Source organism: Catenuloplanes atrovinosus, assembly GCF_031458235.1.
Classification (GTDB): domain Bacteria; phylum Actinomycetota; class Actinomycetes; order Mycobacteriales; family Micromonosporaceae; genus Catenuloplanes; species Catenuloplanes atrovinosus.
Genome location: NZ_JAVDYB010000001.1, coordinates 3,469,777 through 3,491,594 on the forward strand (window position 1 = coordinate 3,469,777; position 21,818 = coordinate 3,491,594).

20 protein-coding genes are annotated in these 21,818 nt (G+C 73.4%); 6 read left to right on the forward strand and 14 right to left on the reverse strand.

What is annotated here, in order from left to right; translation table 11 throughout:
• Positions 1 to 26 precede the first annotated feature (26 nt).
• On the forward strand, positions 27 to 746 hold the full coding sequence (locus J2S41_RS15635) for a TetR/AcrR family transcriptional regulator (protein ID WP_310368408.1): 720 nt from the start codon (positions 27 to 29) through the stop codon (positions 744 to 746).
• Here J2S41_RS15635 and J2S41_RS15640 read toward each other — a convergent pair whose 3' ends face one another.
• The 4 genes from J2S41_RS15640 to J2S41_RS15655 all read right to left on the reverse strand — a co-directional run bounded on the left by J2S41_RS15640 (position 747) and on the right by J2S41_RS15655 (position 4,709).
• Positions 747 to 1,406, reverse strand: coding sequence for a response regulator (locus J2S41_RS15640; RefSeq protein WP_310368410.1), 660 nt, complete (start codon positions 1,404 to 1,406; stop codon positions 747 to 749).
• On the reverse strand, positions 1,403 to 2,641 hold the full coding sequence (locus J2S41_RS15645; RefSeq protein ID WP_310368412.1) for a sensor histidine kinase: 1,239 nt from the start codon (positions 2,639 to 2,641) through the stop codon (positions 1,403 to 1,405). Before J2S41_RS15645 ends, J2S41_RS15640 begins: the two co-directional genes overlap by 4 nt.
• A gap of 15 nt (positions 2,642 to 2,656) precedes the next feature.
• On the reverse strand, positions 2,657 to 3,511 hold the full coding sequence (locus tag J2S41_RS15650; protein WP_310368415.1) for an ABC-2 transporter permease: 855 nt from the start codon (positions 3,509 to 3,511) through the stop codon (positions 2,657 to 2,659).
• 292 nt (positions 3,512 to 3,803) lie between these two features.
• Complete coding sequence (locus tag J2S41_RS15655) at positions 3,804 to 4,709, reverse strand: ABC transporter ATP-binding protein (protein WP_310368417.1); 906 nt, start codon at positions 4,707 to 4,709, stop codon at positions 3,804 to 3,806.
• Positions 4,710 to 4,847: 138 nt separating this feature from the next.
• Between J2S41_RS15655 and J2S41_RS15660 the strand changes: the two genes are divergently transcribed.
• Positions 4,848 to 5,543, forward strand: coding sequence for an aspartate/glutamate racemase family protein (locus J2S41_RS15660; RefSeq protein WP_310368418.1), 696 nt, complete (start codon positions 4,848 to 4,850; stop codon positions 5,541 to 5,543).
• Between the two features lie 13 nt (positions 5,544 to 5,556).
• On the opposite strand, the gene J2S41_RS15665 is transcribed toward J2S41_RS15660, so the two are convergent.
• Together J2S41_RS15665 and J2S41_RS15670 are read right to left on the reverse strand one after the other, a co-directional pair.
• The gene (locus J2S41_RS15665; protein WP_310368419.1) at positions 5,557 to 5,991 is read right to left on the reverse strand and encodes a hypothetical protein; all 435 of its coding nucleotides are present in this window, start codon (positions 5,989 to 5,991) and stop codon (positions 5,557 to 5,559) included.
• A gap of 47 nt (positions 5,992 to 6,038) precedes the next feature.
• Positions 6,039 to 7,073: a hypothetical protein gene (locus J2S41_RS15670; protein WP_310368421.1), complete on the reverse strand. Its 1,035-nt coding sequence runs from the start codon at positions 7,071 to 7,073 to the stop codon at positions 6,039 to 6,041.
• Positions 7,074 to 7,131: 58 nt separating this feature from the next.
• Here J2S41_RS15670 and J2S41_RS15675 point away from each other — a divergent pair, with 58 nt between their 5' ends.
• Positions 7,132 to 7,734: a TetR/AcrR family transcriptional regulator gene (locus J2S41_RS15675; RefSeq protein ID WP_310368423.1), complete on the forward strand. Its 603-nt coding sequence runs from the start codon at positions 7,132 to 7,134 to the stop codon at positions 7,732 to 7,734.
• Here the strand turns inward: J2S41_RS15675 and J2S41_RS15680 are convergent.
• The gene (locus J2S41_RS15680) at positions 7,722 to 7,868 is read right to left on the reverse strand and encodes a hypothetical protein (RefSeq protein ID WP_310368425.1); all 147 of its coding nucleotides are present in this window, start codon (positions 7,866 to 7,868) and stop codon (positions 7,722 to 7,724) included. The two genes, J2S41_RS15675 and J2S41_RS15680, sit on opposite strands and share 13 nt — an antisense overlap.
• A 125-nt stretch (positions 7,869 to 7,993) precedes the next feature.
• Between J2S41_RS15680 and J2S41_RS15685 the strand changes: the two genes are divergently transcribed.
• On the forward strand, positions 7,994 to 8,659 hold the full coding sequence (locus J2S41_RS15685; protein ID WP_310368426.1) for a Type 1 glutamine amidotransferase-like domain-containing protein: 666 nt from the start codon (positions 7,994 to 7,996) through the stop codon (positions 8,657 to 8,659).
• On the opposite strand, the gene J2S41_RS15690 is transcribed toward J2S41_RS15685, so the two are convergent.
• Positions 8,650 to 9,405 (reverse strand): SDR family NAD(P)-dependent oxidoreductase, encoded by a 756-nt coding sequence (locus tag J2S41_RS15690; RefSeq protein ID WP_310368427.1) that lies wholly within the window; start codon positions 9,403 to 9,405, stop codon positions 8,650 to 8,652. The genes J2S41_RS15685 and J2S41_RS15690 overlap by 10 nt on opposite strands.
• Before the next feature lie 93 nt (positions 9,406 to 9,498).
• Here J2S41_RS15690 and J2S41_RS15695 point away from each other — a divergent pair, with 93 nt between their 5' ends.
• On the forward strand, positions 9,499 to 10,107 hold the full coding sequence (locus tag J2S41_RS15695; RefSeq protein ID WP_310368428.1) for a TetR/AcrR family transcriptional regulator: 609 nt from the start codon (positions 9,499 to 9,501) through the stop codon (positions 10,105 to 10,107).
• Positions 10,108 to 10,177: 70 nt separating this feature from the next.
• On the opposite strand, the gene J2S41_RS15700 is transcribed toward J2S41_RS15695, so the two are convergent.
• From J2S41_RS15700 to J2S41_RS15715, 4 genes are all read right to left on the reverse strand, one after another.
• Entirely contained in the window at positions 10,178 to 10,894 is a 717-nt protein-coding gene (locus tag J2S41_RS15700) for an FKBP-type peptidyl-prolyl cis-trans isomerase (protein ID WP_310368430.1), read from the reverse strand.
• 59 nt (positions 10,895 to 10,953) lie between these two features.
• On the reverse strand, positions 10,954 to 11,232 hold the full coding sequence (locus tag J2S41_RS15705; RefSeq protein ID WP_310368432.1) for a hypothetical protein: 279 nt from the start codon (positions 11,230 to 11,232) through the stop codon (positions 10,954 to 10,956).
• Positions 11,233 to 11,245: 13 nt separating this feature from the next.
• Positions 11,246 to 12,448: a hypothetical protein gene (locus J2S41_RS15710; protein ID WP_310368433.1), complete on the reverse strand. Its 1,203-nt coding sequence runs from the start codon at positions 12,446 to 12,448 to the stop codon at positions 11,246 to 11,248.
• Between the two features lie 183 nt (positions 12,449 to 12,631).
• Complete coding sequence (locus J2S41_RS15715) at positions 12,632 to 15,460, reverse strand: ATP-binding protein (protein ID WP_310368435.1); 2,829 nt, start codon at positions 15,458 to 15,460, stop codon at positions 12,632 to 12,634.
• A 270-nt stretch (positions 15,461 to 15,730) separates the two neighbouring features.
• Here J2S41_RS15715 and J2S41_RS15720 point away from each other — a divergent pair, with 270 nt between their 5' ends.
• Positions 15,731 to 18,823, forward strand: coding sequence for a diguanylate cyclase domain-containing protein (locus J2S41_RS15720; protein ID WP_310368436.1), 3,093 nt, complete (start codon positions 15,731 to 15,733; stop codon positions 18,821 to 18,823).
• 13 nt (positions 18,824 to 18,836) lie between these two features.
• Here the strand turns inward: J2S41_RS15720 and aceB are convergent, their stop codons facing one another.
• Both aceB and aceA read right to left on the reverse strand, forming a co-directional pair.
• Complete coding sequence (gene aceB / locus J2S41_RS15725; protein ID WP_310368438.1) at positions 18,837 to 20,429, reverse strand: malate synthase A; 1,593 nt, start codon at positions 20,427 to 20,429, stop codon at positions 18,837 to 18,839.
• Positions 20,426 to 21,691 carry an isocitrate lyase gene (aceA, locus tag J2S41_RS15730; protein ID WP_310368440.1) on the reverse strand — a complete coding sequence of 422 codons (1,266 nt, stop codon included), beginning with the start codon at positions 21,689 to 21,691 and terminating at the stop codon, positions 20,426 to 20,428. The genes aceB and aceA overlap by 4 nt, the downstream gene beginning before the upstream one ends.
• Between the last annotated feature and the right edge of the window lie 127 nt (positions 21,692 to 21,818).

The following is a 21,818-nucleotide window of genomic DNA, read 5'->3' on the forward strand; positions in this document are numbered from 1 at the left end:
ACCCCCGTTGCCGTACGATGTATTACATGGATACGTCGTACGGTAGCGCGGCGGTGCCGGTGTGGGAACGGCCCGAACCCCGGCCGCGGGCGGCACCGGTGCCGCTGAGCCGCGCCACGATCGCCGCCACCGCGATCCGGCTGGCCGACGCGGACGGGCTCGACGGGCTGTCCGTGCGCCGGCTCGCCAAGGAGCTCGGCGTCGGCCCGATGCGCCTCTACGACTACGTCACCAACCGCTCCGAGCTGCTCGACCTGATGGTCGACAGGGTCTACGAGGAGATCGGCGGGACCAGCGAGACCGGCGAGTGGCGCGCGACGGTCCTGGCCGTCGTGCACCGGACCCGTCGCGCCGCCCTCGCGCACGAGTGGTTCGCCGACCTGCTCGGCGGGCGCCCGCACCTGGGGCCGCACGCGCTCGCCGTGGGTGAGACGACCGCGGCCGCGCTCAGCCGGGCCCCCGGCGTGCGCGACCTCGACGACCTCCAGCGGGCCCTGGGCGCGCTCAACGCGTTCATGATCGGGGCGATCCGCGCCGAGATCACCGAGCGCCGCGCCGCGCGCGCCACCGGCACCGACCTGAGTACCTGGCAGGCCGGCCTCGGTCCCTACCTGGCCCGGATGCTGGACACCGGCCGCTACCCCACGGTCGCGCGGCTGGTGGCCGACGGCGCGCACCTCGACGCGGAGGACACGTTCACCCGCAACCTGACCACGGTCCTGGACGGCGTCACCGGCCGGCCGTGATCAGCTCTCGCCGGGGCGGACCAGGCCGGTGTCGTACGCGATGATGACGGCCTGGACGCGGTCCCGGGCGTGCAGCTTGGCGAGGACGCGGCCGACGTGCTTCTTCACGGTGGACTCGGTGAGCACCAGGCGTTCGGCGATCTCGGTGTTGGTCCAGCCGCGGCCGACGGCGACCAGGACCTCGTGCTCCCGCTCGCTCAGCGTGGCCAGCCGCGGGTCATCCACGGGCGCGGCGCCGGCGTCCCGGGTGTACGCCTCCATCAGCCGCCGGGTCAGCCGCGGCGCGACCACGGCGTCGCCGGCGTCGACCGCGCGGATGCCGGCGATCAGCTCCTCCGGGCGGGCGTCCTTCAGCAGGAAGCCGCTGGCGCCGGCGCGCAGGCCGGCATAGACGTACTCGTCCAGGTCGAACGTGGTCAAAATCAGCACCCGGGTACGGCCGCCGACCGCCACGATCCGGCGGGTGGCCTCGATGCCGTCCATGCCCGGCATGCGCACGTCCATCAGCACCACGTCCGGCCGCAGTTCCCCGGCCATCCGGACCGCCTCCGCGCCGTGCCCGGCCTCGCCGACCGACGACATCCCGGGCGTGCCCTCCAGCAGCATCCGGAAGCCGAGGCGCTGCAACGGCTGGTCGTCCACGATGAGGACCGTGGTCATGCCAGCGCCGCCGGGCGGTCGTGCAGCAGCGCCTCGATCCGCCAGCCGCCGGCGTCGTCGCGGCCGGCGACCACCTCGCCGCCGTAGAGGCCGGCCCGCTCCCGGATGCCGGTCAGGCCGTGGCCCGGCTCGTCCGCGGCCGCCGCGACGAACCCGGGCGCCGGGCCGGTGTCGCGCACCCGTACCCGTACCGTGCGGTCGCCGGCCGCGCTCACGGTGACGGTGGCGGCGGATCCGGCGCCCGCGTGCTTCAGCGTGTTGGTCAGCGCCTCCTGGACGATGCGGTAGACGGTCAGCTGAAGGCCGTCGCCGAACGCGCCGATGTCGCCGTCGGTGCGGTAGTCGACGTCGAGACCGGCCGCGCGCACGCGGCGCACCAGGTCGTCGAGGTCGGCCACGCCGGGCTGCGGGCTGAGCCGGGCGTCGGTGGTGCCGTCGCGCAGCACGCCGAGCACGCGGCGCAGTTCGCCGAGCGCCTGGCGGCCGGTCTCGCCGATCAGGCGCAGCGGCTCCGCGGTGGACTCGCCGCGGCTGGCCGCCAGCACGGCGCCACCGTCGGCGAGGCCGATCATCACGGACAGGTTGTGGCCGACGATGTCGTGCATCTCGCGGGCGACGCGGGAGCGCTCGGTCGCGGCGGTGAGGCGTTCCCGCTGGTCGCGCTCGACCTCCAGGCGACGGGCCCGGTCCTCGAGCGCGGCCAGGTACGCCGCGCGGGTGCGCACGGTCAGCGCGAGCGCCACCGCGGCGGTAGCCGTACCGAGCATGAAGAATCCGGCGTGCCACGGGTGCGAGACCGACAGCAGCGCGAACAGCCCGGTCACCACGACGACCGCGGTGCCGGCGCAGGCCCACGCCAGCGTGCGCAGGTTGCCGTAGCGGGCCACCGCGTACAGCGCCAGCAGCATCGCCATCCCGGCCTGCAGCCACGCACCGGCCAGCCAGCTGCCGAACGTGACCGCGAGGATGATCGCCAGGACGACGCCCGGGGCGCGCCGGCGCCACCAGAGCGCGACCACCATGACGGCGACCAGCACCGCCGTGACGCCCGGCGGGAGCGTGCCGAGTTGCTGGTCGCCGAACGGGCCGCCGGCCGAGGCCCGCTCGTCGCCGTACACGTCGCGCAGGCCGGACAGGATCACCGGGACCATCACCAGCAGGTCCAGCACCCAGGGCCGCCGCCGGACGGCGGCGGCCAGCCTCTGCTGCGCCCGCAGCAGCCAGGTGTCGCTCATCGCACCCATTCTGACCTATGCGTCCGTCTTCACCAGGCGGTACGCGGCCGCGGCGAGCGTGACGGCCACCCAGCCGCCGAAGATGGCCAGTCCGGTCCACGGCCGGTCCGAGGTGGTCGACATGATCTCGGAGCCCGCGTTCGAGGGCAGATAGCCGTCGATCGCGTCGTACCAGTCGGACGGCAGCAGCGTCGCCAGGCCGGGCAGGATCAGCAGGCCACCGGCGAGGATCGCGATGCCGCCCGCGCTGGAGCGCACCAGCATGCCCAGCGCCACCCCGAGCACGCCCACGCCACCCAGGTAGAGACCGGTGCCGAACAGGCTGCGCAGCACGTTCTCGTCGCCGAAGCCCATCGCGACCGTCTCGCCGTCCAGGACGGGCAGGCCGATCGCGAACGCGGCGAACGCGCCCACCGCGCCCACGACCAGCGCGATCGGGCCGTAGAGCAGGGCCTTCGCCCAGAGGACCGGAAGCCGCGACGGTACGGCCGTGAGCGTGGCCCGGATCAGGCCGGTGGTGTACTCGCCCGCACTCACCAGCACGCCGAGCACGCCGAGCGCCAGCGACGCGAACGTGGTGCCGGAGATCGCGATCGAGACCGCGTCCGCGCCCTCCGGCCCGAGCGGCCCGGGCGGGCCGACCTCGCCCCCGGTGGCGGGCGAGTAGGCGAGCGCGGCGATCACGCCGAGCGCGCCGAGCAGCAGCAGTGAGGTGCTCAGCGTGATCCAGGTGGAGCGCAGCGACCAGAACTTGGTCCACTCCCCCGCGAACACGCCGCCGAAGGTAAGTTTCCGGCCGGGCGTCCCGTGCGGCCGCGGTTCCGGCGTGGCCGGCGCCGAGCCGACGTATTCGGTCGCAAGCTGAGTCATGCCAGGCTTCCCTTCAGTCCATCGTTCCGGCGTGGTCGGCGCTGAGCCGATGATTCACTCGCAAGCTCGCTCATGCCGGGCCACCCTTCAGGCCGCGGTTCCGGCGTGGTCGGCGCCGAGCCGATGATTCACTCGCAAGCTCGCTCATGCCGGGCCACCCTTCAGGCCGCGGTTCCGGCGTGGTCGGCGCTGAGCCGATGATTCACTCGCAAGCTCGCTCATGCCGGGCCACCCTTCAGGCCGCGGTTCCGGCGTGGTCGGCGCCGAGCCGATGATTCACTCGCAAGCTCGTTCATGCGGGCACGCTCCCGTACTCGATGCTGTCTCTGGTCAGGTCCATGAACGCGTCCTCCAGCGAGGCGGTACGCGTGGTGAGCTGGTAGAGCGGCACGCCGTGCGCGCTCGCGATCGCGCCGATCTCGCGCGCGTCCATGCCGGTGACGTCCAGCTCGCCCTCGATCGACGAGGCCACGCTCACGCCCGGGCGGGCCAGCAGGCCGCGCAGCCGGTCGGCCTCGTCGCTGCCGACCCGTACCTCGGTGCCGGCGCTGTTGATCAGGTCTTTGACGCTCGTGTCGGCGAGCAGCCGGCCCTTGCCGACCACCACCAGGTGGTCCGCGATCAGCGCGGTCTCCGCCATCAGGTGCGAGGAGAGCATCACGGTGCGGCCCTCCGCGGCCAGGCTGCCGAGCAGGCCGCGCACCCACAGCACGCCCTCCGGGTCCAGCCCGTTGACCGGCTCGTCCAGCATGACCACGGCCGGGTCGCCGAGCAGCGCGGCCGCGATGCCGAGCCGCTGTCCCATGCCGAGCGAGAACGCGCCGGCCCGCTTGCCCGCGACCGCGGTCAGCCCGGACAGCTCCAGCACCTCGTCGACCCGCTGGCGCGGGATGCCGTGCGTGCGGGCCAGCCCGAGCAGGTGACTGCGCGCGCTGCGCCCCGGGTGCACCGACCGCGCCTCCAGCAGGGCGCCGATCTCGCGCAGCGGCGCGGCGTGCTCGCGGTAGCGCCGGCCGTTGACCCGGACCGTACCCTCGGTGGGCTCGTCCAGCCCGATGATCATGCGCATGGTGGTCGACTTGCCGGCCCCGTTCGGCCCCAGGAACCCGGTGACCTGGCCCGGCTGCGCCGTGAACGTCAGCCCGTCCACCGCGGTCTTCGGTCCGTACCGTTTGGTGACCTGCCGCACCTCGATCATGCCGCCGCTCCTCGTTCGGTGATTCCCATGGGATTCACGCTATGAGCGCGGCGGCCGGTGATCGTGGTACCGCGGGCCACACCTGATCCGGGCCGCTGGTACCTGGGTACCAGCGGCCGGCGCGGTTACGCTCCGATGATGCGGTTGATCGGGCTGATCGGTGGAATGAGTTGGCAGTCGACGGCGGAGTACTACCGGCTGATCAACGAGATGGTGGCGGAGCGGCTGGGCGGGCTGCACTCCGCGCGCTGCCTGCTGTACTCGGTGGACTTCGCGTCGATCGAGCGGATGCAGGCGGACGGCCGGTGGAGCGACGCGGCGGCGGAGCTGGGCACGGCCGCACGGGCGCTGGAGGCGGGCGGCGCCGAGCTGCTGGCGCTGTGCACGAACACGATGCACAAGGTGGCCGGCGAGGTGCAGTCGCACGTGCGCATCCCGCTGCTGCACATCGCGGACGCGACCGCCGAGGCCGCGCTGGCCGCGGGCGTGACCACGGTCGGGCTGCTGGGCACGCGGTTCACCATGGCGGAGTCGTTCCTGGCCGACCGGCTGGCCACGCACGGGCTGCGCGTGCTGCGGCCGAACGCGCAGGACCAGCGGCTGGTCAACGACATCATCTACGGCGAGCTGTGCGTGGGCATCGTGCGGCCGGAGTCCCGGGCGGCGTACCGGGGGGTGATCCGGCGGCTGGTCTCGGCCGGCGCGGACGGCGTCGTCTACGGGTGCACGGAGATCGAGCTGCTGGTCGACCAGTCCGACAGCGACGTTCCCGTCTTCGCCTCGACCCGGCTGCACTGCGCGGCCGTGGTCGAGGCGGCCCTGTCGGTCCAGTAGGGGCAGACGGCCGTCAGGCGGGGTGGCAGTCGGCGTGCGTGGAGCGCAGCGCCCGCACGTCCGCCCCGATGCCGCCCTGGAACCACACCTGCTGGCCGCGGTCCCCACCCTGGTAGATGCGGGGGTCGCCGAGTTGATGCGGCTGCGGCGGATTCTGCTCGGTCCCGCTCGTCCAGTACCGGATTCGAATGCACCATCCCGGTCCCACGTAGACGCCCGCGGTGGACGCGTAGCCGGAGAACCGGCCGGGTGGGATCAGGTCGTCGTACGTCCCGTGCCTGTAGCTGCCGTCCTTGGCCTGGATGGCACCGACCGAGATCTCACTGGTGTTGCGCACCTCCCCGACCGGCGCGTCGGCGGCTCGCGATGCCGCCGTCGCGGGTGACGTCAGGCCGGCGGCGAGCCCGGCGGTCGCGGCGATCACGGATGCCCATGTCCTCTTGTCCATCTCGGCTCCTGTCTCTGGGCGGATGCTCAGCGAAACACCGCCCGGCTTCAGCGCGGCTTCAGCCGGGTGCGGCCGTACTCGGCGAGGGCGTGGAAGGCGGCCTTCGGCTCCCACGGCATGCCCGGGTGGGTGGTGCCGGTGCGGCCCGGCGGCAGGACGCGGACGATGCCGAAGCTGGCGAGGTCGAAGTCGTGCGCCGGGTCGTCGGAGGTGGGCAGGTGGCGGGCGGCGAAGGTCTGGACGAACGCGGTGTCCACGCCGCCGGCGTCGAAGACGTCGAGGAGCTCGCGCAGGTAGGTGGCCTGTTCGGCCTCGTCGCGGGTGACGGTCTCGGTGAGCCGGACGGGGCGCGCGGTGCGTTCGTCGTAGCCGATGATGTCGCTGCGGCTGCCCCGGGCGGCGGCGCCGGTGAAGGCGGCGCAGCCGAACTCGGTGACGGCGAACGGCTTGCCGAGCGCGGCCATGGCGGCGAGGTTCGCGGGCAGCGCGGCGGCGTTGGTGGCGTCGCGGTAGCCGGCGTCGGTGGCGATGAAGTCGAAGGGCGTCCAGTCGACCGCCTCCATAGGGAGCGATGCGTACCCTATCGGGCCGCCGAACCGGGCCCGGGCGCCCGCGGCGGCGCGGGACAGCAGCGCGTTGGTGCGCCGCTGCACGTCCGGGAGGGTCTCGCGCAGCCGCGCCGGGTCGGCGACGGCGGCGGCCCGCTCGGTCAGCGTGCGGCCGGGCATCAGCCCGATCGTCATCAGGCTGATCTCCGAACCGGCGAGGAAGCGCACGTCCGCGCCCCGCCGCCGGACGCGCTCGGCGCGCTCGGCCGCGTCCAGCAGGAACGCCAGCAGTTCGTCGGTGGTCAGGTCGTTGGTGAACGGGCAGTACCAGACCTCCAGGCCGGCCGCGGCCGCGTGCTCGGCGGCCACCTCCAGGCGGTCGGCGACGCCGCCGGTGACGCGCACGGCGTCGGCGCGCAGTTCCTCGCGGATGATCCGCATGTCCGCGGCCACGACGCCGGGGTCGAACGGCTCGTGCGTGGTGGTGCCGAGGTGGGTGAAGCCGGTGTCGTAGGTGACGCCCCAGGCGCGCATGACTACCTCCAATAGGGTACGGCCGGTACCGTACATCAAATAGCGTACGATGCGTACCGTGGCGGAGGGGCAGCGGCGGCGCGGCGCGGAACTGGAGGACGCGATCCTGCGCGCGGCCGCGGAGGAGCTGACCGACTCCGGCTACGCCGGCATGACCATGGACCGGGTGGCCCGGCGGGCCGGCACGAACAAGAACGCGATCTACCGCCGCTGGCCGCAGCGTGCCGCCCTCGGCATCGCGGCCTACAAGCGGCTGGCGCGCGACCGCACGCCGGTCCCGGACACCGGCAGCCTCCGCGACGACGCGCTCGACCTGCTGCGTCAGGCCAACGCGACGTGGTCGTCACCCGTCGGCGCGATCCTGCGCGACCTGCTCGCCGCCGCCGCGGACGAGCCGGCCCTGCTGGAGTCGCTGCGCTCCCAGGCCGGCGGCGGAGCCGTGAACGCGGCCTGGTTCACGGTGCTGAGCAGGGCGGTCGCCCGCGGCGAGGCCCCGCCGGAGGCAGTCCATCCGCGGGTCGCGTCGCTGCCGATGACGATGCTGCGCGGCGAGTACGCGCTGCGCGGCATCCCGGCCGTCCCGGACGAGGTGCTCGCCGAGATCGTCGACGAGGTCTTCCTGCCGCTGGTCCGCGGGCGCGGGACCGCTCACCACCAGTAGTTGTCCTGCGGCCGGTACGGAGCCTCCAGCTCGGTGACCTCGTCGCCGGTCAGGCGCAGGCCGAGCGCGGCGACGGCGTCCTCCAGAGCCAGCGTCCACCGATGCATGCCGGCCTCGGGGCGCCCGTAGCTCATGCACCCCAGGCCGATCCGGCTCACCCGCAGGCCGGTCCGGCCCAACCGGGTGTGTTCTACCCCAGCACCTCCCGCACTATCATGATCTCCAATCGTCATTCGCCGTACGTGAGTGTGGGGGCATCGTGAAGTTGTTGCTCACGTCGGGGGGTGTCACGAACGCGAGCATCCGGGCGGCGCTCGTGGAGCTGCTCGGCAAGCCGATCTCGGAGTGCCGTGCGCTGTGCGTACCGACGGCGCAGTGGGGGCATCCGGCGTGCGGGCCGTCGTCGGTGCGCGGGCTGGTGGCCGCCGAGCCCGACTGGCGGCACTTCACCGGGCTGGGCTGGGGCTCGCTCGGCGTCCTCGAGCTCACGGCGCTGCCCACGATCGGTGCCGAGCGGTGGGTGCCGTGGGTGCGGGAGGCCGATGCGCTGCTGGTCGACGGCGGCGACGCGACGTACCTGTGTCACTGGATGCGCGAGTCCGGGCTGGCCGGCCTGCTGCCGTCGCTGCCGGACACGGTGTGGGTGGGCGTGAGCGCCGGGAGCATGGTGATGACGCCGCGCATCGGCGCGTACTTCGTGGAGTGGGCGGCCGCGCCGGACGACCGCACCCTGGGAGTCGTCGACTTCTCGATCTTCCCGCATCTGAACGCGTTCCCCACCAACACGCCGGCCCACGCGCAGCGGTGGGCGGCGGACCTCGGCGTCCCGGCGTACGCCATCGACGAGCAGACGGCCATCAGGGTGGCCGACGGCTCCGTCGAGGTGATCTCCGAGGGAGAGTGGACCGCGTTCGGTCAGATCTGATTCTCGCCGCCGTCGACGTAGAGGTTGGCGCCGAGCATGAAGCTGCTGTCGGCTGAGGCGAGGAACGCGACCGCGGCGGCGATCTCCTCCGGGCGGCCCAGCCGGCCGATGGCGATCCGGCTCCCCTCGCTCGCCTTGAAGGCCGCGGCGTCGACGCCGGCGAGCTCCGCGAGTTCCGCCATGCCGCTGGTGTCGGTCGGGCCGGCCGAGATCGCGTTGACCCGGATGCCCCGGCCCTTGAGCTCGTTGGCCCAGGTGCGCGCGAACGACCGGATCGCCGCCTTGGACGCCGAGTACGCACCGAAGCCCAGCGTGGCGTTGTCGGCCGCGGTGGACGCGTTGAGGATCACCGAGGCGCCGTCGTTGAGCAGCGGCAACGCCTTCTGCACGGTCAGCATGGTGCCGGTGACGTTGACGCCGAAGACGCGGTCCAGCTCCGCCACGCTGATCGTGTCGATGGTGGCGATCGTGGCGGCGGCCGCGTTGGCGAACAGCACGTCCAGCCCGCGGCCGTACGCGCGGACGGTCTCGTAGAGGCGATCCAGGTCGCCGGGGTCGGTGATGTCGCCCCGCACCGCGGTGACGCCCTCCCCGATCGCCTCGACCGCCTCCGTCAGCTCGGCCTCGCGCCGGCCGGTGATGAACACGTGCGCGCCCTCGGCCACCAGCCGTGCCGCGGTGGCCCGGCCGATGCCCCGGGTGCCGCCGCCGGTGATCACCGCGGTCTTGCCTGCCAGTCGGTTCATGTCCGTACGCTCCCTAATTATGTTCCGGTCGGAACGGAACAGAACTATAGCAGTTGTGTTCCGGCTGGAACAGAAGGGGATATGATCGGTCACGTGGTGAGCAGACAGGGCGCGCCGGTGGGCCGCCCCCGCGGGTTCGACGTCGACGAGGCGCTCGAGAAGGCCATGCTGGTCTTCTGGAGCCGTGGCTACGACGGCGTCAGCCTCAGCGACCTGGCGCGCGCCATGGGGATCACCAAGACCAGCCTCTACGCGGCCTTCGGCAACAAGGACGAACTGTTCCAGAAGGCGCTGCACCGCTACAGCGAGGGCCCGGCGTCGTACGCGGTCGACGCGCTCGCGGAGCCGACGTCACGCGCGGTGGCCGCGGCCTACCTGATGGGATCGGTCCGCACCTCGACCTGGCCGGGCGGGCCCGCCGGCTGCCTGTCCACCCAGGCGTTCATGGCCGCCGGCCACCTCGAGAAGCCGCTGCGCGACGCGCTCGACACCTGGCGCGTGGAGAACCGGGCCCGGCTGCGCGCCCGCTTCGCGCGCGCGATCGACGAGGGCGACCTGCCCGCGGACGCCGACCCCGACGTGCTGGCCCGTTACCTGATGACCACCGCGGACGGCCTCGCCGTCCAGGCCTCGGCCGGCGCCACCCGCGCCGAACTCGAGCAGGTGGCGCACGCCGCGGTCCGCAACTGGCCGCCCGCCTGAGCCGTCTCGGCTGGCCGCGACCGACAAGGCCCCGCCATGACGATGATCGCCGGCGCCGGGCGTGGCGGGATCAGGTGGCGGACAGGACGTCGACGATGAAGCGGAGGGCGCCGGCCGGCTGCCCGCCGGTCGGGTTGTCGCCGTAGGCGAGGGCGGCCGGGATGTCGAGCTGGACCCGGCTGCCGACCTTCGCGCCGGCCAGGCCCTGGTCCCAGCCCTGGATCACGTTGCCGGCGCCGAGCTGGAAGCTGAACGGCTCCGAGCGGCTCCAGGACGAGTCGAACTCCTGGCCGTCGGCGTAGGTGACGCCGACGTAGTTCACGGTGATCGTCTGGCCGGCCTGGGCGGCCGCACCCGTACCCTCGATGAGGTTGGTCGCCTTGAGCTCGGTGACCGCGCCGGCGCCGGCGGTCGCGGCCGGCTTCCGGCTCAGCGCGGGATCGGCGCCCGCGGGCACCGGCGGGAACGCGGCACCCGTGCTCGGCGCGGCGGCACTGGGCGTGGCGGCGCCGGGCGTGGCGGCGCCGTCGGCGGCGGGCGGGTCCGGCTGCGCCAGCACGGTGCCGATCCACACGGCCAGCCCGACCACGACGGCCACCACGCCCACGGCGGCGCCGCCGACGGCCAGCGCCCGGCGGCGTCTCCGCATCGCCTGGGCGCGCGCCTTGGCGGCCTTGGCCTCGGCCCGCTTCTCGGCCTTCGTCTTGAGCGGCGGCCCACCGGCGTTACGCCGGCCGGCGGCACGGTTGGCAGCCGCGCTGCCACGGCTCGTCAGGGGATCAGACACCGCCCGACAATACGACAGCCCGCCCGGAGCGAGCCGCCCCGGCCCGGCGGCTCGTCGGCCTATCGCGGCACGGTCGTGGTGGGCTCGTCGTATTCGCCGAGGGTGTGGCGGAGCCGGTGGTTGAGCTCGTTGATCGACTGGCGCAGGTCGCGGTCGGTGCCGCCCGGGCTGAGCAGGTCGGCGGTCTCCAGGTGACGGCGGACGCGGTCGGCGAGCCGGGCCGGGATGCCGCCGGCCAGGAGTTCGCCCTCCAGGAGCGCCATGAGCCTGATCATGAAGGACAGATCGCTGGTACGGCACGGCCGCGGCGCGACCGCCTCCGATGCGCCGGTGCTCATGCGTCAAGGGTAGTCAGGACGGGCGGACGGCCATGTACGACAGGTTCAGGTTGGAGACCCCGACGCTGCTGTGGGGGATGGGGACGGCGACGGTGCGCAGGGCGTGCCCGCCGTTGCGGTCGAAGACCGTGTAGGTGAGGGTGCCGTCGTCGTCGCGGGTGGTGCTCAGGGTGTGCAGCGCGGTGCCGGAGAAGGCGGTGAGCGTCTGCGTGTCGCGGCCGGCGCCGGTGGGGCGGCCGGTGTCGAAGAGCGTCGTGGTGCTGCCCGTCGCGGGGTCGGTGGAGAAGACCCGGCCATCGGCGTGGTACCACTCGAGCCGGCCGTTCCGCCAGTCCTGCACGGCGTACCCCATGTCGTCCAGGGTCAGTGTGGTGCCGTCGCGGAAGGTGAGCGGGTGCTGGCGGTGGTCGCCGGTGCGGGTGTCCCACGAGACGATCCGCGGGTGCTCGGTGCCGTCGGGGTCGGTGTCCCAGGACAGGAACGTGATGATGCCGTCGTGGCACGGAACCTGGCCGGGCGGGGTGCCGCTGCCGAGGTGCGCCCGCCATCCGACGACCTGCTCGCCGCCGTCCGCGGGCGAGAGCCGGGCGAGGAGCTGGGCGTTCGGGCCCAGCGACGACTGCCGCGCGTGGGTGCCGGGGATGTTGGTCAGCCCGAAGACCCGGTCGTCGCAGAGCGCCCCGGTGAAGTAGTCGCCCTGCACGTCGTACCCGCGGGCGCCCGCTTCCGTGGTGATGACGACCCGGTTGAGGTAGCCGCCGCCGTCGGTGTCGCCGACGTTGTAGACGCCGGCGGTGCCGCCGCCGGGCAGGGCGAACATCAGGTTCTGCGCGGTGACCTTGCCGCTGGCGGTTCTGGTCATCCCGGTCTCGGTGAGGCGGAAATCGGTGTGCTCGTCGGCGAAGGCGAGACCGTCCCGGGACCAGACCGGGCGCATCATGTCCATCCGCGCGGTCCGCACCGTCCGGAAGGAGCCGTCCGGGGCGACGAGCACCACGAATCCGGGCTCGTGTTTCTCGCCGGCCACCGTGTACATCTCGGAGTTCTGCGGACCGACGAAGAAGGCCATGACGGCGTCGCCCAGCCGCGCCTCGCCGTCGTCGACCGCGGCCCGGTCGAACAACCGCCGGCCCTCCGAGTGGAAGACGGATCCGCACGCCGCCGTGACCATCAGCGTCAGCGCGGCGATCGCCACGAACACCGTCCGCCTCACCATGCCGCTCCTTCGCGAGCAGCCAGGACTCAGGGGGTACGGACGGGGCTGCGCGTTTCGACATGATGTGGTGCGACCGGATGCCCCGGCAAGGAGGCGCGTGACCGACGGCTTCGCGCCGGACGGCCCGGCCCGCACGACGAGCGCGTGAGCGGCCGTACGACTTTCGGTCAGCGACAGCGGGCGTCAGGTGATCCAGCGGCGTTCGATGGTGACCAGGGTGCCGGTGGGTGACGGGGTGACGCGCACGTCGCCGAAGGCGTTCATCAGCACGGCGCCGCGGCCGCGGTCGAGAGCGGGTGGGCGGGCGCGCCACGTGCCGAAGTCCTGCACCTCGATGCGGATCAGGCCGTCGCGGGCGCGCAGGCGGACCTCGACGTGCGGGCGGGACGGGGCCTGGGTGTGCTCGACGGCGTTGTTGACCGCCTCCGTGGTGGCGATCTGCAGGTCGTAGAGCAGATCCGGGTCGATCTTGTCGTCGGGCAGCATCGCGCGCAGATCACGGCGGACCGCGGCCGCGGCGCTCGGCTCCAGCGGGTACGTCCAGACGACGTCGACCTCCGGCAGGTCCGGCTCGCGTCCGGCGCGGTGCCGGCCGCCGCTCCCGGCGGCTTCGAGACCCTCCGCGACCGGCGCGGCCCCGGCCGGGACGGTCGACTCTGGCGAGGCGGGCAACTCGGCCGAAGACGGCGGCCCGGCCGCGCCACGCGGCTCCGCCGGAGACGGCGACGTGGTCGCAACCGGCGACTCGGCCGCGCCACGCGGCTCCGCCGAAGGCGGCGCATCCGCCGCGGCCGGAGCGGGCTGGGCGGCGGGCGGTTGAACGGCCGGTGCGTGCTCGTCGGCGCGGGAGAGGCGGAGGCCGGTCCGGACGCGGGCGATCAGGTCGGCGGCGGTGAAGGGCTTGACGATGTAGTCGTCGGCGCCCGCGTCGAGGCCCTCCGCGCCGGACTCGCCGCCGGCCCGCGCGGAGAGCATCACGATCGGCAGCCGGCGGGTGGCCTCCTCCTGACGCAGCGCGCGGACCAGCGCGAAGCCGTCCGAGCGGGGCATCATCACGTCGGTGATCACCAGGTCGGGCGGGTCGGCCAGGATCGACCGGAGCGCGGCCTCGCCGTCGCCGGCGGTGCGCACCGACCAGCCCTGCGCGGTGAGCAGCCGGGTCAGGTAGGCGCGCATGTCGGCGTTGTCGTCGACGACCAGGATCTCCGCGGCGGGGCCGGGCAGGTGCGTGTCGGCCGGATGGTCGTCGAGCCAGCCGGTGGCCTCGCGGACGGCGGCCCGCGCCGTGGTCATCGGGTCGGTGGCGGGTGCGTCCGGGACGCCGGTCGCGTCGATGGCGGACCACGGCAGCGTCACCGTGAACGTGGTGCCCTCGCCGGGGGCGCTGTCGACCGTGACGTCGCCGCCCTGCAGGCGGGTCAGCTCCCGGACCAGCGCCAGGCCGATGCCGGTGCCCTCGTGGCTGCGGGAGCGGGCCCCGTGTACCCGGTGGAAGCGGTCGAACAGGTGCGGGAGTTCGGCCGGGTCGACGCCGATGCCGGTGTCGGCGACCGAGAGGTGGACCGCGTCGGCGCCGGCGCGCAGCGTCACCCGGATCTCGCCGACGAACGTGAACTTGAGCGCGTTGGAGAGCAGGTTGGTGACGATCCGCTCCCAGTGCTCCGGGTCGACCGCGACCGGGCGCGGCAGCGGCGGGCAGTCGACGACCAGGCGCAGGCCGGCGCGCTCGATCGCCGCGCGGAAGACCGCGGCCAGCTCGCGGGTGAACGCGGGCAGGTCCACGCCGGCCGGGGTGGCGCGGGCCCGGCCGGCCTCGACGCTGGAGAACGTGAGCAGGTCGTTGACCAGGCCGAGCATGCGGCCGGCGTTGCGCCAGGCGGTGTCGACGCGTTCGCGCTGGACCGGGTCGAGCGGTGCGGTCTCGTCGGCGAGCGCGTCGGCCAGCGGGCCGAGCATGAGCGTCAGCGGGGTACGGAACTCGTGGCTGACGTTCGTGAAGAAGTCGGTCTTCACCCGGTCGAGCTCGGCCAGCGCCGCGGCCCGGGCGCGTTCCTCCTGGTAGGCGCGGGCGGTCCGGACCGCGACCGCGACCTGCTGGCCGAGCAGCGCGAAGAACGACCGGTACGTCTCGTCCAGCGCGCGGCTGGGGCTGACGCCGGCCAGCAGCACGCCGACCGGCTCGCCGGGCCCGGCCGACGGCAGCGGCTGCGCCAGCGTGACCTCGACCGGGTCGTCCCACGGGCCGGCGGGCACGGCTATCCGGCCACCGGCCGGGGTCACCTGGACGGTGCCGGTGGCGGCTGCCGCGCGTACCCCCCAGTGGTCTTGATCGTGGATCTCCGCGGGCAGCGCGGGCGGCGTCGCGGCGGTGGCCGCGACCCGACGGAGGATCGCGCCGTCGCGCAGGTAGACGGCGGCGAACGGCACGTCGAGCGGGTGTTCGCCGATCACGTCGCAGAGGCGGGCGCAGGTCTGGCCGACGTCGTCCAGCGCGGTGCCGGCGGGCACCGAGACCTCGCGCAGCAGCCGGAGCCGGCGCTCGCCGACGACCTGGTCGGTGACCTCGCTGCAGACGGTGAGCACGCCGACGGTCACGCCGTCGTCGTCGCGGGCCGGGGCGTGCGAGACGCTGAAGTACGCCTCCTCGCGGTAGCCGGAGCGGTTGAGCAGCAGTCGCAGCGCCGGGACCCAGCTGGCGACGCCGGTGGCCATCGCGTCGTTGATCAGCGGCGCGAGCACGTCCCAGCCCTCGGCGAGCGTGATCCGCACGTCGTGGCCGAGCGCGGCCGGGTGCCGGTCGCCGATCAGCGCGGAGTACGCGTCGTTGTAGAGCTGGGTGAAGCGCGGCCCCCAGAGCAGCAGCATCGGGTAGCGGGAGGAGAGCACGATGCGCACCGCGGCGCGCAGGCTCTGCGGCCAGCCGGCCACCGGGCCGAGGTCGGTACGCGACCAGTCGAGGGCCCCCATCAGCCGGCCGGTCTCGCCGCCGGAGGCGAAGAGATCGTCCGTCACCGCGTACCCCCTGTTCATCGCCGGTCGTGTCATACCCGGCCGACCGACTTTCGCACATCCCTCGACGAGTGTCGCGACGAGGTCGCGCCCACGGTTTCGCCGCAAACCCCTAGAAAAGGGGCGATAGTACCGATGACCGGTGCGATGCCGTCTCGCCTTCGGTGCGTAGACGCCTCATTCACGGGAGTTCGTCGCCGATGGTGATGAACGAGTCATGCCGATAGCGGCCACGGCTCGCGATACCTGCTCACGGAGCGTATGGGGCAACAGATGAGGTTCGGGCCGTCGCTGATGCGTACGCTCGCCTTCACCGTCGTCTACGTCGGCGCGACCTATCTCGGCCGGCTGACGGTGATGGACGAGACGAACCTGAGCCTGGTCTGGCCGGCCGCCGGGGTGTCGGCCGTGTGGTTCCTCGTGCAGTACGCGTCCCGCTGGCGGTTCCTGGACGTCGCCGCCCTGTCCGCGGCCACCATCGTGGTGAACATCGCGACCGGCGCGCCCCCGGTGCTGGCGCTGTGGTTCGTCGCCGCCAACCTCGTGCAGGCGGGGGTCTTCGCGTGGCTGTTCCGGCGCTGGCTGCCCGGGCTGTGGGGAGCCGGGGGCGAGCGCCCGCTGGCCCGGCTGGCCGAGTTGTGGCGCCTGATCGCCGCCGCGTTCCTGAGCACCGCGTGCGGCACGATGATCGGTCCCACCGGGGTGTGGGTGGTCAACGGCGTCTACTCGTGGCCGGCGAGCGCGGTCTGGCTGACCCGCAACACGGTGAGCATCCTGCTCATCGGCGCGGTCGGCGTCCGCGTCGGCCGGCTCCTGCACGCCTGGCGGACCGACCCGGAATATCGCGGCGCCCTTCGGCGGTGGCGGGCCCTCGGGCCGCACCGGCGGCTGGAGTACGTGCTGCTCGTGGTGGCCTCTGCCGTCGCCTACACCGCCGTGTTCGGCATCGACCACCGGCTCCCGCTGGCCTTCACCGTGATCGTGGTGACGGTGTGGGCGGCCTCGCGCCTGCACACGACCTTCGTGGTGGTGCACGACCTGGTGTTCGGCACCGTGGCGGTGTTGTTCACGCTGGGCGGCACCGGCGTGTTCGCCCACATCCCCTCGTACCCGGCCCGCGCGCTGGTGGCGCAGGCGTTCGTCGGCGTGATCACGGTGGTCGGGCTGGCCCTGGCGCTGGGACGCGACGAGCGGGTCGCGCTGGTGCGACAGGTGAGCGCCGGCGAGCGGGCCGCCGCCCGGCAGGCCGGGATGCTGACCGCCATCGTCGAGTCGATGACCGAGGGGCTCACCGTCGTCGACGAGGAGGGCCGGGTGCTGCTCCGGAACCCGGCGGTGGGCCGCCTCGTCGGCGGCGTCGTCGGCGACACCGGCCGGATGGCCGAACCCGGTCACTACGGCCTGTTCCACCCCGACGGCCGGCCGCTGGCGCCGGAGGAGATGCCGCACCGGCGCGCGCTGGCCGGCACGGACGTGCGGAACACGGACATCCTGGTCCGCAACCCCGGCGTACCGGCGGGCCGGCTGCTCAGCGTCAGCTCCACCGCGCTGTCCGACGATGCCGAGGGCAGACGGTACGCCGTCACGGTCTTCCACGACGTCACCGCGGAACGACGCCACCGCGACGAACTGGCCTCGTTCGCCGGCACGGTCGCGCACGACCTGCAGAACCCGCTGGCGACCGTGGAGGGGTGGAGCGAGGCGCTGACCGGGTTGATCGAGGAGGCCGCGGACCATCCCGCCATGGCGGAGGCGGCGGACGCGAACCGGCGCATCCAGCGAGCCACCGCCCGCATGCGCAACATGATCAACGACCTGCTGGCGTACACCACCGCCCGCGACGCCGCCCTCCAGCCGACCATGGTCGACCTCGCCGAGCTGGTCGCCGACATCGCGGCCGCGCGCGTCGACCAGGCGCGCAGCAACGACCTTCCGGTGCCGGTCGTCCACGCCGGCGAGGTGCATCCGGTGTACGCCGATCCCGTCCTGGTCCGTCAGCTGCTGGAGAACCTGCTCGGCAACGCGATCAAGTACACCGCGCCGGGCGTGACGCCGCAGATCACCGTCACCACGGAACGCGACGAGCGGCAGGTGACGGTCACCATCGACGACAACGGCATCGGCATCCCGCCGGGGCAGCACGACACCGTCTTCGAGAACTTCCACCGCGCCCATCAGCGGTCCGGGTACGCCGGTACGGGGCTCGGCCTGGGCATCTGCAAGCGCATCGTCGAACGCCACGGCGGCAGCATCCGCGCGGCCGCCAACCCCGCCGGGCACGGCACCCGCCTGGTCTTCACCCTCCCCGCGGACGCGAGCGCCGTACCGGCCGAACCGGAACCGTCCCCGCCCGCGCCGCCCGTTCCCGTCCCTGGCCACGCCGCCCCCGGCGACGAGGACCCCGCACCGGCGCAGCCGGCGCCGGTGTTCGAGCACACCGCCCGCCTCGTCCTGGACTACCTGCACGAGCGGATGCCGCTGGCCTTCTGGTCGGTCACCCGCGTGGAGAACGGCCGGCAGACCTACCTCTACCTCGACGCCGACAACGGATACGGGCTGCGGCAGGGGCAGAGCCACCCGTGGGAGCAGAGCTTCTGCATCCACATGGCCGCCGGCCGGGCGCCGGCCGTCGCGCTGGACGCGCAGCGGGTGCCGGCCTACGCGAACGCCGGCGTCAACGCGCTGATCGACATCGGCACCTACGCCGGGGCGGTCATCGCCGAACCCGACGGCACGCTGTTCGGCGCCATCTGCGGTCTCGACCCGCAGGCGCGCCCCGGCGACGCCCGGATGGCCGACGCCGAGCCGCTGCTCGCCCTGCTCGGCCGGATGCTCACCGTGGCGCTGGCGGCCGACCGCGCCCAGGACCGGTCCGCCATCGCGCTGCTGCACGAGCAGTCCTGCGCCGAGACCGACACCCTCACCGGCCTGCCGAACCGGCGCGCGTGGGAACGGTTCGTCGCGCATGCCCGGAGCCGTTACGAACGTCTGGGCGACCCCACGGTCATCGCCGTGCTCGACCTCGACGGACTCAAGGTCATCAACGACAGCCAGGGGCACGCGGCCGGGGACGCGTACCTGATCGCCGCCGCCACCGCGATCCGGCGCGCGCTCCGCGACACCGACGTCGTGGCGCGGCTCGGCGGCGACGAGTTCGGATTCCTGCTGTACGACTGCACCGAGACGGACGCCGACCGGGCGATCGCGCGCATCGAGGCACAGCTGTCCGCCGACGGTGTGGAGGCGTCCGTCGGCTGGGCCGCCGTCGACCCGGCCACCGGGTTCGCCGCCGCGCTGGACCGCGCCGACGCCGCCATGTACGCCGCCAAGGTCGCGCGCCGGCGGGTGCGGGCGGGCGCCGGCTGACCCGCGGGCGTCCTCACCGCGCCGCCGGCCGGAGCGGGAGGTGGTGCGCGTACGCGTCGGTGGTGAAGAACGCGGGCAGGTCCTCCGCCAGCGCGGTGCGGGTGAACACCGCGGCGGCGGCACCGGCCCGGGCCCGCCCGGCGGCGTCGCGCCCGGCGGTCAGCGCGGCGAGTTCCTCGGTCAGGACGGCGCGGACCAGGTCCTCGGTGACCGTTCCGCCACCGGCCATCGGGGTGCGGTGGTAGAGCCACTGCCACACCTGACAGCGGGCGATCTCGGCGGTGGCCGCGTCCTCCATCAGGTTCCGCAGCGCGACCGCGCCGGTGCCGCCGAGCCAGGCGTCGATGTAGCGCAGCGCCACCGCGATGTCGGCGCGCAGCCCCGCCTCGGTGACCCGGCCGGGCGTCTTGTCCACGGCCAGCAGGTCGGCCTCGGTGACCTCGACGTCGTCCCGGGCGCGGTCGAGCTGGTGCGGGCGCCGGCCGAGGACCGCGTCGAAGGCCTCCCGGCAGACGCCGACCAGGCCGGGGTGCGCGACCCAGGAGCCGTCGAAGCCGTCGGCCGCCTCGCGCCGCTTGTCCGCCAGCACCCGTTCCAGCACCTCCGGGCCGGTGCCGGGGCGGGGGATGAACGCGGACATCCCGCCGATCGCGTGCGCGCCGCGCCGGTGGGCGGTACGCACCAGCAGCTCGGTGTACGCCCGCATGAACGGCACGGTCATGGTCACGTCGGACCGGTCCGGGAGCACGAACTCCTGCCGCTGCCCGAAGTTCTTGATGATGCTGAAGATGTAGTCCCACCGGCCCGCGTTCAGCCCGGCCGCGTGCTCGCGCAGCTCGTAGAGGATCTCGTCCATCTGGAACGCGGCGGTGATCGTCTCGATCAGCACGGTCGCGCGGACGGTGCCGATCGGCAGGCCGAGGTACTGCTGGGCGAAGACGAACACGTCGTTCCACAGCCGCGCCTCGCGGTGGTCCTCAAGTTTCGGCAGGTAGAAGTACGGGCCGGCGCCCGCGTCGAGCTGCCGTCGCGCGCAGTGGAACAGGTGCAGGCCGGCGTCGAACAGGCTCGCCGAGATCGGCCGCCCGTCGACCACCAGGCCCTTCTCCGCGAGGTGCCAGCCGCGCGGCCGCACCACGATCGTCGCCGTCCGGCCGGCGAGCGCGTAGCGCTTCCCGCGCGCGTCCGTGAAGTCGAGGCGGCGGTCCAGCGCGTCCATCAGCGTCAGCTGCCCGGACACCACGTTGTGCCAGGCCGGCGACATGGCGTCCTCGAAGTCGGCCATCCACACGGACGCGCCGGAGTTGAGCGCGTTCACGGTCATCGCCGGTTCCGGCGGGCCGGTGATCTCGACCCGCCGGTCGGCCAGGCCGGGCGCGGGCGGCGCCACCCGCCAGCCCGCGTCGGCGCGGATGTGCGCGGTCTCCGGCAGGAAACCGGGCACCTGGCCGCTCGCCCACCGGGCCCGCCGCGCCCGCCGGGTGTCCAGCAGCGCGGCCCGGCGACCGGCGAACCGCCCGTCCAGCGCCACCAGGAAGTGCAGCGCCTCCGGCGTGAGAACCTCGTCGAAGCGTACGGCCGCGGGGCCCTTGACCTGGTATCTCACGCGAACTGCTCCGCCTCGGTGGAGCCGTGCAGCGCGGTGGTCTCCGCCGCCGGGTTGAGCACGGTGCTGATCAGGTCGAAGTAGCCGGTGCCGACCTCCCGCTGGTGCTTGACCGCGGTGTAGCCGCGCTCCTCCGCGGCGAACTCCCGCTCCTGGAGCCCGACGTAGGCGGACATGCCGTCGCGGGCGTACCCGTGCGCGAGGTCGAACATGGAGTAGTTCAGCGCGTGGAATCCGGCGAGCGTGATGAACTGGAACCGGTAGCCCATGTGCCCGAGTTCCTTCTGGAACGTGGCGATCGTGGTGTCGTCCAGGTGCCGGCGCCAGTTGAACGACGGCGAGCAGTTGTAGGCCAGCAGCTGGTCCGGGTACCGGTCCTTGATCGCGGTGGCGAACCGGCGCGCGACCTCCAGGTCCGGCGTGCTCGTCTCCATCCACAACAGGTCCGCGTGCGGCGCGTAGGCCAGCCCCCGGGCGATGCACGCGTCGATGCCGCTGCGGAAACGGTAGAACCCCTCGGCGGTACGGTCGCCGGTGACGAACGGCCGGTCGCGCTCGTCGACGTCCGTGGTCAGCAGCGCCGCGGCCTGAGCGTCGGTGCGCGCGATGATCAGCGACGGCACGCCGGCGACGTCGGCGGCGAGCCTGGCGGCCTCCAGCGTGCGCACGTGCTGCCCGGTCGGCACGAGCACCTTGCCGCCCAGGTGACCGCACTTCTTCTCGGACGCGAGCTGGTCCTCCCAGTGCACGCCGGCCGCACCCGCCACGATCATCGCGGTCATCAGCTCGTACGCGTTGAGCACGCCGCCGAACCCGGCCTCCGCGTCCGCGACGATCGGCGCGAGCCAGTCGGTGCTCTCCCCCTCCGCCGTGGTGATCTGCCCGGCGCGCAGCAGCGCGTTGTTGATCCGGCGCACCACCGCGGGCACCGAGTTCGCCGGGTAGAGGCTCTGGTCGGGATAGGTGTGCCCGGAGAGGTTGGCGTCCGCGGCGACCTGCCAGCCGGACAGGTAGATCGCCTTGAGGCCGGCCCGGACCATCTGCACGGCCTGGTTCCCGGTCAGCGCGCCGAGCGCGGGAACGAAGTCCTCCTCGTGCAGCAGCTGCCACAGCCGCCGCGCGCCGAGCCGGGCGAGCGTGTGCTCCTCCTGCACCACGCCGCGCAGCCGCACCACGTCCTCGGCCGAGTAGCTGCGCTCGATGCCGCTCCACCTCGGGTCGGTGGCCCATTCCTCGCGCAGTCTCGCCACTGCCTCCGTCATCTCGGAACTCCTTTGTTCGGGACCGGAGAAACCACGGTCACACGCGGACGGAATGGGGGTCGAGGCACGGAAGAAGCCAATTACTGCGAAGTTTCCGCGGTGGTTTGCCAACTTGTTAAGCGGCATA

Excerpts from the sequence above, each read along its gene's own strand:
- J2S41_RS15680 (WP_310368425.1), bottom strand. The coding sequence starts at position 7,868 with ATGAGCTACGGGCGCCCCGAGGCCGGCATGCATCGGTGGACGCTGGCT.
- aceA (WP_310368440.1), bottom strand. The coding sequence starts at position 21,691 with ATGACGGAGGCAGTGGCGAGACTGCGCGAGGAATGGGCCACCGACCCG.
- J2S41_RS15650 (WP_310368415.1), bottom strand. The coding sequence starts at position 3,511 with ATGACTCAGCTTGCGACCGAATACGTCGGCTCGGCGCCGGCCACGCCG.
- J2S41_RS15710 (WP_310368433.1), bottom strand. The coding sequence starts at position 12,448 with ATGGTGAGGCGGACGGTGTTCGTGGCGATCGCCGCGCTGACGCTGATG.
- J2S41_RS15635 (WP_310368408.1), top strand. The coding sequence starts at position 27 with ATGGATACGTCGTACGGTAGCGCGGCGGTGCCGGTGTGGGAACGGCCC.
- J2S41_RS15645 (WP_310368412.1), bottom strand. The coding sequence starts at position 2,641 with ATGAGCGACACCTGGCTGCTGCGGGCGCAGCAGAGGCTGGCCGCCGCC.
- J2S41_RS15640 (WP_310368410.1), bottom strand. The coding sequence starts at position 1,406 with ATGACCACGGTCCTCATCGTGGACGACCAGCCGTTGCAGCGCCTCGGC.
- J2S41_RS15720 (WP_310368436.1), top strand. The coding sequence starts at position 15,731 with ATGAGGTTCGGGCCGTCGCTGATGCGTACGCTCGCCTTCACCGTCGTC.
- J2S41_RS15660 (WP_310368418.1), top strand. The coding sequence starts at position 4,848 with ATGCGGTTGATCGGGCTGATCGGTGGAATGAGTTGGCAGTCGACGGCG.
- J2S41_RS15655 (WP_310368417.1), bottom strand. The coding sequence starts at position 4,709 with ATGATCGAGGTGCGGCAGGTCACCAAACGGTACGGACCGAAGACCGCG.
- J2S41_RS15665 (WP_310368419.1), bottom strand. The coding sequence starts at position 5,991 with ATGGACAAGAGGACATGGGCATCCGTGATCGCCGCGACCGCCGGGCTC.
- J2S41_RS15670 (WP_310368421.1), bottom strand. The coding sequence starts at position 7,073 with ATGCGCGCCTGGGGCGTCACCTACGACACCGGCTTCACCCACCTCGGC.
- J2S41_RS15705 (WP_310368432.1), bottom strand. The coding sequence starts at position 11,232 with ATGAGCACCGGCGCATCGGAGGCGGTCGCGCCGCGGCCGTGCCGTACC.
- J2S41_RS15690 (WP_310368427.1), bottom strand. The coding sequence starts at position 9,405 with ATGAACCGACTGGCAGGCAAGACCGCGGTGATCACCGGCGGCGGCACC.